This window comes from Dysgonomonas sp. UBA7710, assembly GCF_002482385.1.
GTDB lineage: Bacteria > Bacteroidota > Bacteroidia > Bacteroidales > Dysgonomonadaceae > Dysgonomonas.
The window spans coordinates 315,838-332,431 of the sequence record NZ_DLFW01000047.1 but is presented as its reverse complement, the minus strand read 5'-3'; the positions used below and the strand labels follow the sequence as shown (position 1 = coordinate 332,431).

The window sequence follows — 16,594 nt, the reverse complement described above, 5'->3', positions numbered from 1 at the left end:
TGTTAGTTGTCGGCTTTCTATCTTTTATTTCAAGTCTTTTTTTCCCTGTTAAGGTATTAAGTGAAGAATTGTTAGAGATGAAAAAACTTCCAAAAGAATTTCAGGAAGTAATTCACAGTATCAAGTTTGATCGTTTAGGTTCGATTAAACCGCAGCAGGAAATAAAGAATATAGACAGAGGCTTGATTCATGTCAGGCTTATCTTTGATTTGTCTGCCGAAATCAAGCAAGATGACTGGCAACTAACGATACAGCCTGCGTTTATCCCTGACTTTAATTGGGCCCCTCATATTACTCCCGGAGAGAAGAATATTATCGATCAACATGTTTTTCGTAGTCCTGCTATGATAGTGACCGATAATAAGCAAGGGCTGGCTGTAATACCGGATATCAATATAATGAAAAATGGAACTCCTACACGATGGTATATGGATATGATCGCTCCGGAAAATAAGCTTATAATAGGTATGAGTGAAACACTTGTATCAGGACATGTTATCTATGAGCGCAAAGAAGGAGCAGTATATCCTAAGGGGAGGGTTGAATTCGGCTTTTATCTGATGAAATATACAGATAAGGAAGATCTGGAAAACCCTTTTCGCCGACCGTTAAAGTTCTTCTGGACAAATTGGGGAAAGAAACTATATGAAGAAGGAAATCCGGTAAAAGGAGATTTGGAACCTTATGTTGATTACACTTATAACTGGGCATTTAATACATGGAAAGATGCCGTTTGGCAAGAATTTATGTTAGGTGACAAGAAAGTGGGTGCTCCGGTGTTTATCGTAAATACAACTCAAAGCCCTAATTACCCCGGCAGAATAAATGAGAGGGAGTTTCGGTCGATATGGAATCAGGCATGGTTTAGTTCTTTGCGTTCGGCAAGTGGATTGTATCGTTATGCCCGTCGCAAAGGCGATAAGGAACTATTGAATAAGGCGCTACTCTCAAAAGAATTAGCTTTGGCCGCTCGCATGAAAGAAGGTTTTTTCTATGGGTTGATCGGTACGGAGATGGAAACGGTAGAAACTGAAGGGAAGCAATATAATCGTTCGAAAGGCTGGGATACTTATTATTGGGGAAACTCCAATAGAAATCCATACACCTGGGATGCCCGGAAATCTCCTTTCCATATTCTGGATATGAGTTGGACTGCTACCCTGATGCTGCGTTGGTATGAAGAATTAGAGAAAGATGAACGGTTACTGGAATATACCCGGAAATACGCAGACGCCTTATTAAAAAAGCAGGATGCAAAAGGTTTCTTCCCGGGATGGCTCGATCTGGAAACTCTGGAACCGATGGAATATCTTAACGATTCGCCGGAGACATCAATGAGCGTTACTTTCTTGCTCAAGCTGTATGAGTTGACTAAAATCGAAAAATATCGTTCATCTGCATTAAGAGCGATAGACGCTGTATGTAAGGAGATTGTGCCTGTCGGACGGTGGGAGGATTTTGAAACGTACTGGTCATGTTGCCGTCTGGGAACACCGGAGTGGGTAGGGAAGAAAGTGGAGAGGAACAATATGTACAAGCAATGTAATTTTTCTATCTTTTGGACAGCGGAAGCTCTTCTCGAAAGCTATAGAATAACTAAGAATAAGGAATATCTCAAACTTGGTCAGCGCACACTTGATGAGATGCTTATGACACAAACCGTATGGCAGCCTCCCTATATTTATGTAAATGCAGTGGGTGGATTTGGTGTAATGAATGCAGACGGAGAATGGAATGACTCTCGTCAAAGCCTTTTTGCCGAAACGATTCTTCAATATGGAAAACTGCTGAATAAAAAAGAATACAAAGAGCGGGGTTTATCTGCGATCCGGGCTTCATTCTCAATGATGTATTGTCCAGAAAATCCTTTAGCCAAAGAGCAATGGGAAAGAGTCTGGCCATTCTTCAATGAAAAAGACTATGGCTTTACGATGGAAAACTACGGGCACGACGGCCGGACAAGTAAGGATGGGATAGGTATAGGTGAATTCACTATTTACGATTGGGGTAATGGGGCTGCTGCTGAGGTATATAACCGCATCCGTGATAAATTTGGCGTCGAGATATTCAGATAATATATACTAAATATGAAAAAATTAATTTTTATTATTTTCGGATTTTTACTTGTTTTTCCTGCATACTCACAAAAGAAGAAAAATGCAGGTGCTATTACACTGGTCAGTGAATTGGAGCAGTTATACGATCTTGCATTATTGCCACAATACCGGACCGGGATAATAGAACAAGAATCAAGTTATGACCGTACAGGAAACAATGATGATGGTTTTTCGGGAAAATATTCCTATCTACGCAAGGAAAATGGGAAATTGGTATTGGCCGATTACAAAGGACCTGGCGTTATTAATCGTATTTGGACGCCCACACCGACTACAGATACAATACAATTCTATATTGATGGCGAAAAAACGCCACGTATCAGTATTCCTTTTATAGACTTGTTTTCAGGAAAGATTTTTCCTTTTGTTAATCCGGTTTGCGGAAATGAAATAGGAGGATACTATTGTTATGTACCTATTCAATTTGCAAAATCATGTAAAATAGTATTTTGTGGAGAGAAGATCATGTTTCATCAGATACAATACCGCCCTTATCCGGAGAATGCGCAAACAGAGTCTTTCAGTATGGTATGGAATACAGAGCAAAAAGAGGCTTTAAACACGGCTTGTAATTTTTGGCTCTGTCAAGTTAAACCTTTAACTAGTTTGAATAGGGCTGAACAGCTGGTAGAAACAAAAGAATTTTTTATTGCTCCAGGAGAAGCTGTTCCTTTTTTCTCAGCCAATGAAGGAGGACGTATATCTGGTATCGAACTGGATTTTAGTCCGGCTCTGGAAGGTAAATATAAAGATATTATATTGAAAGCGCAGTGGGATGATGATGAGTCTCCTGCTATTTACAGTCCCGCCGCCGATTTCTTTGGCTACGCATACGGAAAGCCAGCCATGCAAAGCCTTCTATTAGGCTCTTTTCAGTCAATCAACTATTCATATATCCCTATGCCATACAGTAAAAAAGCGAGGCTGAGCCTTGTATATGAAAAAAGGCAGGATATAAATCAATCGAAGGTAGAAGTAAAAGCCAGGGTATTTTATACAAAAGAAGCGCAGAACCCCGAAAAAGAAGGTCGCCTATATAGTATCTGGCGCCGGGAGATTGACCCAAAGGAATTCGAACCCTATTTATTTGCAGACATCAAAGATCGGGGGCATTATATAGGGATAATACATATTGCTCAAGCTTTACGCCCGGGTATGACTCTGTTTTTCGAAGGAGATGATTCTACTGTGGTCGATAATAAATTGAGGATGCATGGTACAGGGTCGGAGGATTATTACAATGGAGGATGGTATGCTTTACTCGATAGATGGGATCGGGGGGTGAGTTTACCCATACACGGATCTCTCGATTATTCCTTACCGATGGCACGCACCGGAGGATATCGTTTTTTTATGACGGATAAAGTTACATTCGATAAGAACCTTCTGGTTACGATCGAACATGGACCTGAGCAAAACAGATTTCCTGTCGATTATACATCTCTGGCATTCTATTACGGATCAAAACCTGCTGAATGTGGTGTGTTTCCGACCGAAGAACTGCGTACGGTCTATGAGCCTTCTACACATATCTTTTATCCACAGTTAATGAATTTGTCGATCGGCCATGGACTGAAAGTTGAAAACAAAGATCGCTTGATCGCGGATACTGAAAATGAAGGTATGGTGCGTATTATGCTGGATGAAGTACCTGAGGGCGTCTATAAAATTAAGCTGACCTATTATAAAACTCCCGATGGAGGAGCTTTTGAAGTCTGGAACAGACAAAAGCAAATAAAATCGTGGGAAGATGTATACAGTAAGGCTGAAGAAAAAATGGAGAATGCAGAGTTAGGGATATTTACTCTTACCAGACATACAAATTCTATTTCAATTAAAGTGAAAAAAACAGAGAGGGGATCAAAATTTCACTTCGATATACTGACCCTTGAGAAACAATAAAGAAAAAGTAAAATTTAAAAAGTAAAAAATGAAAAAAACGAACTATCCAAAAATTGGGATTCGCCCTGTTATTGACGGGCGCAGGAGAGGTATCCGTGAGTCTTTAGAAGATACAGTGATGAATATGGCAAAAAGAGTTGCTGAATTTTATAGCACAAATCTTCGCTATCCGGATGGATCACCTGTGCAATGCGTCATCGCGGATACATGTATCGGCGGTGTTAAAGAAGCGGCTGACTGCGCAGAGAAGTTTGAAAGGGAAAATGTTGGAGTTTCTCTCTCCGTAACAGCATGCTGGTGTTATGGATCAGAAACAATAGATATGAACCCTTTGATACCAAAAGCAATATGGGGCTTTAACGGCACTGAGCGTCCGGGTGCTGTATATCTGGCTGCTGCTCTTGCCGCACATACGCAAAAAGGCCTCCCTACTTTCGGTATTTACGGGCGTGATGTTCAGGATATGGGCGATCCTGTAATACCTGAAGATGTGCAGGAAAAACTGTTACGTTTTGCTAAAGCAGGCCTTGCAGTAGCCATCATGCGGGGGAAATCTTATTTGGCTATCGGATCTGTCTCGATGGGGATAGGTGGATCTATTGTAAACCCTGATTTTCTTCAGGAATATCTGGGTATGCGTACCGAATATGTAGATTGTTCCGAAGTGCTTCGGAGGATTCAGCAGGAGATATATGATAAGGATGAATTTGAAAAAGCGCTGGCTTGGACCAAGAAAAACTGTGTTGTGAATGAATTGCCGGATCATAATCCTGAAACAATCCGGCGCTCGCGTGAGCAGAAAGACCAAGACTGGGAATTTGTAGTGAAAATGACTTTAATCATGCGCGATCTGATGATAGGCAATGATAAGTTATGGGATATGGGATTTGGAGAAGAAGCAATGGGGCACAACGCTATTGCCGGAGGATTCCAGGGACAGCGCCAGTGGACAGATTTTCTTCCGAACGGCGATTTTTCTGAAGCAATTCTTAATACATCTTTTGACTGGAATGGCATACGTGAGCCTTTTACATTTGCGACAGAGGATGATCATCTGAATGGGATATCAATGTTATTTGGTAAATTATTAACAAATACGGCTCAGATATTTGCAGATGTAAGAACATATTGGAGTCCTGCAGCTTTGGAAAGGGTTACAGGCTGGAAACCGGACGGCTTGTTGGAGAATGGGGCTATCCACCTGATTAATTCCGGAGCCTGTACTTTGGATGCTACAGGAGAGCAGACCAAATATGGTAAACCTGTAATGAAACCTTTCTGGGAAATAGATGAAGAGGAGGTAAACGCTATGCTTAAAGCGACAAAGTGGGGGCCTTCTTCCTTAGAATATTTCCGTGGAGGTGGTTATTCTTCCAAGCTTTTGTCAAAAGCGGGAATGCCTGTTACAATGTGCCGCATTAATCTGGTGAAAGGGCAAGGGCCTGTTATTCAGATAGCAGAAGGATGGACAGCTACATTCCCTGAAGAAATATTTAGTGTTATTGATCAGCGTACAGATAAAACCTGGCCGTCTACATTCTTTGTGCCCAGACTTACCGGACAGGGCCATTTTAAAGATGTGTACTCTGTTATGAATTATTGGGGAGCCAATCATGGAGCTATCAGTTACGGACATATCGGAGCAGATCTGATTTCGCTTGCTTCCATGTGTTCTATCCCTGTCTGTATGCATAATGTGGATGAGGATAAGATATTCCGTCCATCGGCATGGAGTGCCTTTGGCTCTGATCCTGAAGGTTCTGATTATAGGGCATGTAATACATATGGCCCTATTTATAAATAGAAGGTTGATATAAAAACAGGAAGAGTTTTCTTCTAAACTCTTCCTGTCTATAATCTTTAAAATCAAAAATAAGATTTTTTACACTGTTTCACCTTAAACTAAAAATTATGAAAAAGGAACTGCTATGTAATCTCAGAATTATATTGTTTCTAAAACTATGGAAAAACATGTATCGAAAGGCACTTATTCTAATGCTAATGATTTTCACATCAGTTGGCCTGTTTGCGATAAACGGTACTGATGAGACATACCAAAAAAGAATAGTTACAGGTACGGTATTTGAACTTGAAACCGGAGAGACTCTGCCCGGGGTGAGTGTCTTTATTAAGGACACTCAAAAAGGTACGATGACTGATATTGATGGGAAGTATACATTAGAAGTCGATTCAGACAAAGCTATTTTGATTTTTAACTTTATTGGAAAGAAAACAATTGAGGTTATAGTCGGGAATCAGAGCACGATTAATGTAAATATGGAGAACGATGCTACCATGTTGCAAGAGGTGATTTATACCGGTTATATGACTCAGAAGAAGGCTGATTTGACGGGATCACTATCTATTGCCAATGCCGCTGATTTAGCAAAAAATCCGTCAGCGAATGCAATGAAGTCTCTTCAGGGAAAACTTTCAGGAGTATATATTACTACTAACGGAGGTGATCCGGCAGAAGGAGTTAATATACAAATCAGGGGACTTTCATCTTTATCGGGAGGAATTAAGCCTTTGATAGTATTAGATGGGATGCCAACTGAAAACCTGAATCTTCGTGATATAAACTCAGGAGATATTGAGTCTATTCAAGTCTTGAAGGATGCGGCTTCTGCAAGTATATACGGAGCCAGGGCTTCAGGAGGGGTAGTATTGGTTCAGACTAAAAAAGGAGTAGCTGGCACAACCAAGGTCGAATATAATGGAAGCGTTTCTTTTAATACCGTATTGAATAAGCCGAAACTGATGAATGCTGAACAATACGGGATTGCGACTTTCAGAGCGCAGGCATATGACGAAGAGATATATGGGATGGCTATGTCGTTACCATCTACCTACGATTTCACATGGCATAGAGATGCTAACGGAAGAGCTATACTGGATGCGGCGCGGCCGGCTGAATGGCTTAATGCCGACAAAACGGTAAGAGGTTCTGATACAAACTGGATGGATGAGATTCTCAGGACAGCAATAATGACTAATCATCAATTAACGGTTTCCAGTGGATCGGATAAATCGAAAAGTTTATTTTCGTTAGGCTATTACGACAATCAGGGAACGCAAATTCATACATATTTCAGACAGTATTCAATACGGGTCAATACTGAGTATAATCTGATAAATAACCGGTTGAAGATAGGAGAAAATCTTGCTGTATCTTATTTGCAGTACAGAGATGGCAACGAGATGCGTTGGGCTATGATTATGCCTCCGGCGGTTCCCGTTTATGACGTCAATGGAGGATGGGCAGGAGCTGCTGGTTTTGACGATTTTACAAACCCTGTACGTGTATTGACAAACAACAGGGATAATACTAATAATTATGTAAAAGTGATTGGTAATATTTTTCTGGATCTTGATATCTGGAAGGGAATATCTGCCCGCACACAGTTTGGTGTCGATTACGGGAATGCATATAACAGGACTCTGGATCGTGCCTGGTCCGAAAACGGAGGTAGGAATAGTGACGGCGAAAACTATGTAGGAAGTAGCCAGTCTCATCCGCTTAGCTATGTTTGGACTAATACGATGTCTTATAATATGAACAAAGGGAAACATAGCCTTGATGCCGTATTTGGAGTAGAACTGACAAGGTTTGTACAGGAAGGGTTTTCAGCGAGAAGAGAAGGTGTCTATCTTGAAGACCGTGACTTTGCTCACTTAGGGATAACTACCGGATCAAAATATTCTCTTGGAAGTTCTGCCGATGAGTATACATATTTCTCCGTATTTGGAAAAGCCAATTACGTTTATGATACAAAGTATTTGTTTTCAGCCACGTTGCGTCGGGATGGGTCTTCACTTTTCGGTGCAAATAATCGTTATGCGACGTTCCCTGCATTCTCGGCAGGATGGCGGATCAATAACGAACCTTTCATGGCGGACTTTAACTTTATATCTGACCTTAAGTTGCGTGCCAGTTGGGGAGCGAACGGGAGTGTACAAGGTTTACCCAGAGGTTATACATCCACTCCGTTCACAACCGATTATTTCGGGACATCTTACCCTATAGAAGGGAACGAGACCGGGCCTTTATATTCGGGCTATAGAAGAACATGGTTGGGTAATCCGGATCTCAAATGGGAAACAACAACACAGACCGATTTGGCTGTAGATTTCGGATTCCTTAATCAACGGATCAACGGATCGTTAGGATATTATTATAAGAAAACATCGGATATATTAGTACAAACGCCTTACATTGCAGCGATGGGCGAAGGTGGCGAACCTTGGATTAATGGTGCTGATATGAATAATAAAGGGATAGAATTTTCCATTAGTTATAGCAACGATCCTAAATCAGCATTCCAGTACACTATCTCGGCTAATATAGGAACCTATAAAACCAAAATAATAGATCTTCCCGAAAACGTAATTAATAAATATCCGGGCGATGGGGTACTTGACCTTGTTACCGGAAGAACTCCTAATATACTCTATGGCTTAGTTGCTGATGGCATTTTTAAGACACAGGAGGAAGTTGATAACCATGCCGAACAGAAAGGAAAGGCTGTCGGCCGTATTCGCTACAAAGATCTCGATGGAAATGGAGTGGTAGACGAAGTATATGACAGAACATATATCGGAGTTACAGATCCCGATTTCTTCGGAGGGATCACATTTGACCTTAAATACCGCAATTTTGATATGAATATATTCTTCCAGGGTGTTTATGGCAATAAAGTAAATAATATCTGGAAACAAGAATCCGACTTATGGAATATAACTGTACCGGCTCATAAAAATCATCCGGAGAGAATCTTAGGTGCCTGGTCATTCGATAACCCTGATTCAGATATTCCAGCTATATCTAATTCGACACAAAATGCAGAACATCGTTTCTCCAGCTATTTTGTAGAAGATGGGTCCTACCTCAAACTAAGAAATATAGAATTAGGGTATACACTTCCGAAGAAAATATCAGGTAAGATGTTGATGCAGAACTTAAGAATCTATACTTCGGCACGAAACGTCTTAACTCTGAAAAAAGGCTGGGGTAAAGATAAATACACAAGTTTTGATCCGGAGATGCCCGGTTACGGTTATTTGACTCCATTCTCATTAACATTTGGACTTAATGTTACATTCTAAATCTTAGTATCTATGAAAAAGTTTAAATTAATAATATTCGTTTTGGCCTTCTTTTTTACGGCAAATAGTTGTTCCGATTTTTTAGATGTGGCTCCCAAACAGGTATTAGATGAATCTTTGCTTACAAAACCGGAAGATATGGAAGGTTTTGTAACGGCAGCATATGCAAGAATGACAGATATACCGTCCTGGGATTCACCTTTTGCTCCTTGGTGGTCAGGTTCATTACGTTCCGACGATTCTTATAAAGGTGGAGGAGGTACATGGGATGGAGATGGCTGGCATTTTATGGAAACCTTTGTGGGCGTAACTCCAAATGGATGGCCTCTCGATTACCCATGGTATGTATCATATCAGGTAATACAGAGATGTAATACAGCTTTGCAAAGACTGGAGACAATCACTGAAGATGAATTTCCGGCCAGGAACGCCAGAATGGGAGAAATGAAATTTATACGGACTTTTACGCTTTATCGTATTAAGCTGTTCTGGAAATATGTGCCTTATATTGACGAGAAGGTTGTTGGGACTTCCTCTGCTTTTGAATCAGTACCGAACAGGGAAAAAGATATGCCAAACGATCTGTACTTATGGGAAAAACTGTTGAACGATTTTAAAGACGCGGAAAATCTTTTACCCGCAAGCCAAGTGGATAAAGGGCGCATAACGAAGAATGCAGCAACGGCAATGATTGCCCGGGTACTGCTTTCTATGGCCTATGAGCAGGATGAAAGACACCGTGTAACAACCATCAATAAAGAGAGATTAACAGAAGCCTTGGTATATCTCAATAAGTTGACGGAGCAGGAAGGTAAAGCTGTTGGCTTGTGCGATGATTTTGGAGATAATTTTGATATTGCTTTTGATAATAATACGAAAGAATCTATATGGGAAATACAATATTCGATCGATGACGGTAGCTCTACCGGAGGAAAAATAAACAGAAGTGAAGGATTGAATCATCCATGGCAATGGGCCGGATTTCAATGCTGTGGTTTTCACCATGTGAGTTACACAATGGGAAATGCTTTCAAGACCGGAGCGGACGGATTGCCAATGTTTGATACTTACAATGTCGGTAGCTATGCTGATGGGGATAACGAATTTTTCGGTAAAAATACATTCGATCCCCGTTTTAGTCATACTGCCGCCGTTCCGGGACAACCCTATAAATATGATCCTTTTCTGATCTTCGAACAAAAAGCAATTCGTAACCCGGCTGAATATGGATATCTGAAATCAATAAAGGAATTGGTACATCCTAATTGTAATTGTTTGTTGTATGATGGTTGGCAGTTCAATTCGATGAATAAAAGGATGATTCGTTACGATGAAGTATTACTATGGAAAGCTGAGGCGCTCATACAGTTGGATAGATGGGATGAAGCCTTGCCGTTAATCAACAAAATTCGGGAGCGGGCGGCAAAAAGTACTATCCGTTTGAGGAAAGCGGATGGATCGCCAATATTGAATTACAAATGTGAAACATATAAGCCCGGAACTAATTGTACCTGGACAAAAGATTTTGCAATGAAAGCATTACAATGGGAAAACCGTTTGGAAATGGCTTGTGAAGGGCGTCGGTTCTTCGATTTGCAGCGTTGGGGTATTTTGGAAAAAACGATGAATGATTATTTTGCTGTTGAGAAAAATAGATTTTCATGGATGGATAATGCGCGCTTTACAGCGGGTAGAGATGAGTATTTCCCAATTCCATTACCTCAAATGAAATGGGCAAAAGGTAATTATACACAGAATCCGGGGTATTAATATTGAAAATAAAGATATGATTATGAAAAATATAGCTAGAATGCTGATCATAACGCTCACCATTATATCATTTACAAGCTGTTATGATAGAGATGTCATTGATTATAAAGAATTTGATTATTCTTTACCAAAGATTGAAAATTTGAGTTATACAAAGCAGAATAATCTTGTCAAATTATCATGGCAGATTCCTGCAAATATATCAGATGATTTCAGACGGCCATTGGAAGTCAGTATACAGGTAGTAGAGAATAATATTTACAGAGAAATAGTTATAGTCGAAAATGAAGGAACATCTCGCGATATAACAATCGATACAAGTAAGAAATATCGGTTTGTTGTGAAACTACTGGGTTATCTGACTAATGAAGCAAAAGAAGAGGGTAAAACAGACAGAGTTTATTCAGAAGGGCAGGTTATTCATATCGAATAATTTAATATGCAGGAATGCCAGAGGATTTGGAAGATACCGGGTATTAGTTTTTTATATAGGACTTGCTTATAATATATGAATTGTAGTCTGGGACCTGAATAGCAAAATCTAAGAAACGAAATTTACCAATACCCGGTACGATAAAAAGGATGATCTTATTAAAAAATATATAGATGAGATATTTATGCTAAAATTATGATTATTATGAGACACATAAAGCGAAGAAAAAATGGAAAGTATTTCCTGTTGACGATGTGTTGTTTCCTAAACCTTGTTTTTGCTTTTGCCCAGTCAGGCAGAGTAATAACAGGACGTGTGAGCGATTCGAAAGGAGAGTTATTGGCCGGAGTAGTCGTTACGGAAGTTGGCACTACAAATGGAGTAATCACAGATGAAAATGGAACTTATTCCATTAGTACAAAATCGAATAGTGCCGTATTGAGATTTACATGTATTGGTTTTAAAGAGAAAGTAGAAGAAATAGGGAATAGAAAGGTTATTGATATTGCCTTAGATGAAGATGTCGCTTTCTTGGATGAAGTAGTGGTTGTCGGATTTGGTTCCCAGAAAAAAGCATCTGTTGTTGGAGCTATTAGTACTGTTGAGCCTCAATCATTACTTACAGCCCCGGTTCGTTCGGTCAGCAATAATCTTGCAGGGAAGTTAGCCGGGGTAATTGCTGTACAACGAAGTGGCAATCCGTGGTTTAATGATTCTGATTTTTGGATTAGAGGTATGAGTTCTTTTGGAAATTCTAAGCCTTTAGTGTTGATAGACGGAATAGAGCGCTCCTTACACGATATGGACCCGAATGAAATCGAATCATTTTCTGTGTTAAAAGATGCTGCTGCCAGTGCCGTATATGGCGTTAGGGGGGCTAATGGCGTGATAATGATTACCACAAAACGAGGTAAGATCGGAGCACCAAAAGTAAGCGCGCGCATAGAGCAGGCGTATACTAGACCAACGAAACTGCCTAAGTATGTAGGTTCTGTGAAGTATCTGGAACTGATGAACGATGTGTATCTGGATGCATATCCCAATCAATCCCCGATTTTTGATAATGCAACTATCGAGAATTATAGAAATCAAACAGATCCCGAGTTATATCCGGATATTAACTGGTGGGATGTAGTAGCAAAGGATTATGCAAGTAGTACTACTGCTAATTTAGATATAAACGGAGGTAGTGACATATTACGTTATGCTCTGACATTAGGGCTTTATGATGAGAGTGGAATTATAGAGAGAGATAAAAATCAGGCATGGGATTCTTCTCTGAAAGTCAGGCGTTATAATGTCCGTTCAAATATAGACGTTAATCTGACTAAGACAACCTTGTTCCGATTTAATTTAGGTGGGCATTTGATAAGTCGCAACTCCCCTCCCGGATGGGATGAAACCAATGTTGGTATTTTTTATCAGGCGTCCAGGATTCCCCCATATGTTCATCCTCCTGTTTACTCAACCGGAGAAATACCAAGGGTATATGCGAGGGAGAATCCATGGGCTTGGGCTACACAACGTGGGTATGAAACATTGAACCGACACAAAATAGAATCTTTGGCGTCTGTTGAACAAGACCTGAAATTTATCACTCCCGGGTTAAGTGCAAAACTTAGTTTCTCTTTTGACAGATATTCGGGGTCATATAAAGTTAGAGGTAAAAATCCGGATTATTATACACCTGCTACAGAAAGGGATGCTAATGGGAATTTAGTCCTGTCTATATATACCAATGGCCAACAGTTTCTAGGTTATGATGTTGGCTCTGAATGGGGAGAACAAAGTATCTATATGGAAGGTGCAGTCAACTATGAAAGAACTTTTGACAAAAAACATGCGGTGAATTCCATGTTTCTATATAATCAGAGGGAACTGGAAAGAGGTTCTGAATATTGGGACCGGTTGCCTTATCGTACCCAGGGATTCGCAGGAAGGTTTTCATATACTTATGATACACGTTATGTTGCGGAGTTCAATTTTGGATATAATGGTTCGGAAAATTTTGCTAAAGGCAATCGTTTCGGATTTTTCCCTTCTGTTTCTTTAGGTTGGATTATTTCACAGGAAGATTTTATGCAAGGTCTCGCGAAAACTATATCTAACCTTAAGCTCAGAGGATCGTGGGGAGAGGTAGGTAATAGTATCCTTGGAGTAAATATCTGGGATAACAGGTTTGCATATCTATCTACAATTAATGAAAATTACGGATGGTATACATTCGGGACAGATAGTAATTTCCATCGTATAGGAAAAGCGGAAGGTAATGCCGAAAATACTGCATTAACATGGGAAACATCAACTAAGACTAACCTGGGTTTGGAAGTTGGTTTATGGGGTAATTCTGTCAATTTGACGGCGGATGTTTTCATGGATAAACGAAGAGATATTTTTATGCAGAGAAGGACAGTTCCGGGTTCGGCTGGTTTTATGCAGACTCCTTATGCCAATTTTGGTAAAGTAGAGAATAAAGGCTTTGAATTGTCCTTAAATGCAAATAAGAAATTGTCTGACGACTGGTATATTTCGGCAATGGCAAACTATACTTTTGCCAGAAACAAAATTACAGAGAAAGATGAGCCTGCTGCTGTTATAGGAACCAATAGAGCAGAGACAGGGCACCCCATTAATCAAATTTTTGGACTTGTCGCAGAGGGGCTTTTTACTGAAGATGATTTCGATGCTAATGGCAATCTGAAGCCGGAAATACCTGCTCATACTTTTGGGACTGTTCGCCCCGGAGATATCAAATATAAAGATCTGAATGGAGATAATTCGATTGATGTAAGAGACAGGACAGCTATTGGGGGAACCTTTAATCCGGAAATTGTATACGGATTTGGCGCTAATATCAGGTATAAGGCTGTCGATTTTGGCTTTTTCTTCCAGGGTACAGCAAATACATATCAGATGCTTGGTGGTGAAAACTGGTTGCCAGGTACCGCTTTAGGTGCAACAGGGAATATTTTCACGAATATTGATGACCGGTGGACTAAAGAGAATCCGGATCAGAATGTGTTCTGGCCGAGACTAACTTATGGAGCCAATACCAACAACGAGCAAGCATCTACCTGGTGGTTGAGGGATATGAGCTTTTTGCGCCTGAGAACTTTAGAGGTTGGATATACATTACCTCAGACATGGATGAGACCGGCCGGAATAGAAAACCTGCGTCTCTTTGCAAGGGGTTCGAATATCTTTACTTTCTCTAAATTTAAATTATGGGATCCGGAATTAGCCACGACGGATGGGCTTAAGTATCCTATGACTCAGTCCATATCATTTGGATTAAGTATTAATTTCCAATAAATAATGATGAATATGAAAGATATAAAATATTTAATACTGGCCCTTATTTCTTCATTACTAATAATTGGCACAACAGGATGCTCCGATTTTCTGGATAAGAAACCTGATGATTATCTGACGATGGAGATGATATTTTCTGATAAAATCAGAACTGAAGACTGGCTTGCAGGTGTGTATTCAGGGGTACCTAATCCGATGTGGGGGTATTTTAAAGAACAGGGATGGAACATAATGTCAGATGACATTACTATTCCATCAGAGTGGCAACCTTTTGGATGGAAAAATGTGTATGCATACACTGCCGGGGATTGGAATCCCGAATCGGCATGGAATCCCTATTATTGGGTTACTTTTCCTCAAAAAATACGGAGTGCATTGATATTTATAGAAAATGCGCGTCCGAATCAGGCACAGGGTATGAGCGAGGAATATGTCACGAGAATGAAATATGAAGCCCGCTTTCTGATTGCGTATTACTATGCGTTAATGCTGGAGATATATGGTCCGATCCCGTTCAAGCCCGGGGTTATAGAATCTGTTGATGCTCCGGAATCAGAGTTGATGATTACTCAAACCCCGTATGATGATATTGTGAACTGGATAGATAATGAATTGGTAGAAGTGGCTAAAAACCTGCCTGCAGTTTATACCCAAGAAGCTGATTGGGGTAGAGCTACTTCTGCAATGTGCTATGCTGTAAGAGCCCGTATGCTCCTTTTTGCAGCAAGTCCTTTATTTAACGGAAATCCGGATCTTAAAGACTGGAAGAATAGTGATGGGGTCAATTTATTCAAACCTACAGCGGAGATCGGTAAGTGGGCCCGTGCGGCAACAGCTCATAAAGAGTTGATTGATCTGGCTCATGCTAATGGCTATCAGTTATATAAGGAATATAATAATGATGGTACAATAGATCCGTTTATGTCATATTATAATATGTCTTTGAAAAAGTTTTCGGAAGGCAACAAAGAGATTATATTTGGTAGAACTTGGGATCCGGGCAGGGATTATTATGAAGGATTGGCAAATTGGCAGGCCCATCATTTACCTAAGGGAATAAACGGAAATGCAGGAATGGGAGTAACGCAAGAATTGGTAGATGCGTTTTACATGAAGAATGGGATGAGTCCGATACTGGGATATGACTCTAATAATATGCCTATAATAAATGCTGCCTCGGGATATTCTGAAAGTGGTTTTTCTACAGGCGGAGAAATTCGGAATACCAAATGGAAAGGAGGTTTAGGACCAGATAATATACAAGGGCAAGTGACTTTATCGGGTACATTTAACATGTATTGCAACAGAGAGGCACGTTTCTATGTGTCTGTAATTTATAATGAAGCATGGCTCGGAGTAGACAACAGGAGAGTCGAATTCTATCAGAATGGAGGACGTGATACCGGAAATACTTTCGATGCTCCGCAAAATGGCTATAATGTAAGAAAAAGAATCAGCTTGGATGCATTTCCCCGGGAAGGGAAGTATCCGTATCAGCCTGGCATTCTTTACCGTTTGGCAGAAGCATACTTAGGTTATGCCGAAGCTCTGAATGAATCCGACCCGGGTAATGCGGATATTTTAAAATACATCAACGATGTAAGACAGAGAGCCGGAATCCCGAATGTAACATCAGGTTCTCAGGACGAAATCCGTAAGCTGATTCAAAAAGAAAGGCGGGTGGAGTTTAACTGTGAAGGTATTCGCTTTCATGATGTACGTCGGTGGAAAATTGCAGAAACTGAACTTAATCGTCCGTATTACGGGATGAACTTTAAAGGGTCTGCGAAAAGTGATGATATTAATAATCCTGATGCATTCTATAAACGTACTTTTTACAAAAATCGTAGATTTTACAAAAAAATGTATCTGTGGCCTGTGCCACAAGCCCAGATTGATATTAATCCCAAGCTGATTCAGGCTCCGGGTTATTAATTCTCAAACAGGGAGAACC

At 40.2% G+C, this 16,594-nt stretch carries 8 protein-coding genes; all 8 read left to right on the top strand.

Annotated elements, in window-relative coordinates:
- Window positions 1-77: 77 nt before the first annotated feature.
- The 8 genes from B3317_RS16740 (at window position 78) to B3317_RS16705 (ending at window position 16,575) form a co-directional block, all read left to right on the top strand.
- On the top strand, window positions 78-2,075 hold the full coding sequence (locus B3317_RS16740) for a hypothetical protein (protein WP_291113774.1): 1,998 nt from the start codon (window positions 78-80) through the stop codon (window positions 2,073-2,075).
- Between the two features lie 12 nt (window positions 2,076-2,087).
- On the top strand, window positions 2,088-4,019 hold the full coding sequence (locus tag B3317_RS16735; protein ID WP_291113771.1) for a glycoside hydrolase family 172 protein: 1,932 nt from the start codon (window positions 2,088-2,090) through the stop codon (window positions 4,017-4,019).
- A 28-nt stretch (window positions 4,020-4,047) separates the two neighbouring features.
- Complete coding sequence (locus tag B3317_RS16730) at window positions 4,048-5,823, top strand: L-fucose isomerase (RefSeq protein ID WP_291113768.1); 1,776 nt, start codon at window positions 4,048-4,050, stop codon at window positions 5,821-5,823.
- A 107-nt stretch (window positions 5,824-5,930) separates the two neighbouring features.
- Window positions 5,931-9,125, top strand: coding sequence for a SusC/RagA family TonB-linked outer membrane protein (locus tag B3317_RS16725; protein WP_414647519.1), 3,195 nt, complete (start codon window positions 5,931-5,933; stop codon window positions 9,123-9,125).
- Between the two features lie 12 nt (window positions 9,126-9,137).
- On the top strand, window positions 9,138-10,895 hold the full coding sequence (locus tag B3317_RS16720; RefSeq protein ID WP_291113765.1) for a RagB/SusD family nutrient uptake outer membrane protein: 1,758 nt from the start codon (window positions 9,138-9,140) through the stop codon (window positions 10,893-10,895).
- A 22-nt stretch (window positions 10,896-10,917) separates the two neighbouring features.
- Window positions 10,918-11,328 carry a DUF4945 domain-containing protein gene (locus tag B3317_RS16715; RefSeq protein WP_291113762.1) on the top strand — a complete coding sequence of 137 codons (411 nt, stop codon included), beginning with the start codon at window positions 10,918-10,920 and terminating at the stop codon, window positions 11,326-11,328.
- A 204-nt stretch (window positions 11,329-11,532) separates the two neighbouring features.
- Window positions 11,533-14,640: a SusC/RagA family TonB-linked outer membrane protein gene (locus B3317_RS16710; protein ID WP_291113759.1), complete on the top strand. Its 3,108-nt coding sequence runs from the start codon at window positions 11,533-11,535 to the stop codon at window positions 14,638-14,640.
- A gap of 12 nt (window positions 14,641-14,652) precedes the next feature.
- On the top strand, window positions 14,653-16,575 hold the full coding sequence (locus tag B3317_RS16705; protein ID WP_291113756.1) for a RagB/SusD family nutrient uptake outer membrane protein: 1,923 nt from the start codon (window positions 14,653-14,655) through the stop codon (window positions 16,573-16,575).
- Window positions 16,576-16,594 lie beyond the last annotated feature (19 nt).

Bases quoted from the DNA above. Each gene is read 5' to 3' on its own strand.
- B3317_RS16730 (WP_291113768.1), top strand. From the start codon at position 4,048: ATGAAAAAAACGAACTATCCAAAAATTGGGATTCGCCCTGTTATTGAC.
- B3317_RS16735 (WP_291113771.1), top strand. From the start codon at position 2,088: ATGAAAAAATTAATTTTTATTATTTTCGGATTTTTACTTGTTTTTCCT.
- B3317_RS16705 (WP_291113756.1), top strand. From the start codon at position 14,653: ATGAAAGATATAAAATATTTAATACTGGCCCTTATTTCTTCATTACTA.
- B3317_RS16740 (WP_291113774.1), top strand. From the start codon at position 78: ATGAAAAAACTTCCAAAAGAATTTCAGGAAGTAATTCACAGTATCAAG.
- B3317_RS16725 (WP_414647519.1), top strand. From the start codon at position 5,931: ATGAAAAAGGAACTGCTATGTAATCTCAGAATTATATTGTTTCTAAAA.
- B3317_RS16715 (WP_291113762.1), top strand. From the start codon at position 10,918: ATGAAAAATATAGCTAGAATGCTGATCATAACGCTCACCATTATATCA.
- B3317_RS16710 (WP_291113759.1), top strand. From the start codon at position 11,533: ATGAGACACATAAAGCGAAGAAAAAATGGAAAGTATTTCCTGTTGACG.
- B3317_RS16720 (WP_291113765.1), top strand. From the start codon at position 9,138: ATGAAAAAGTTTAAATTAATAATATTCGTTTTGGCCTTCTTTTTTACG.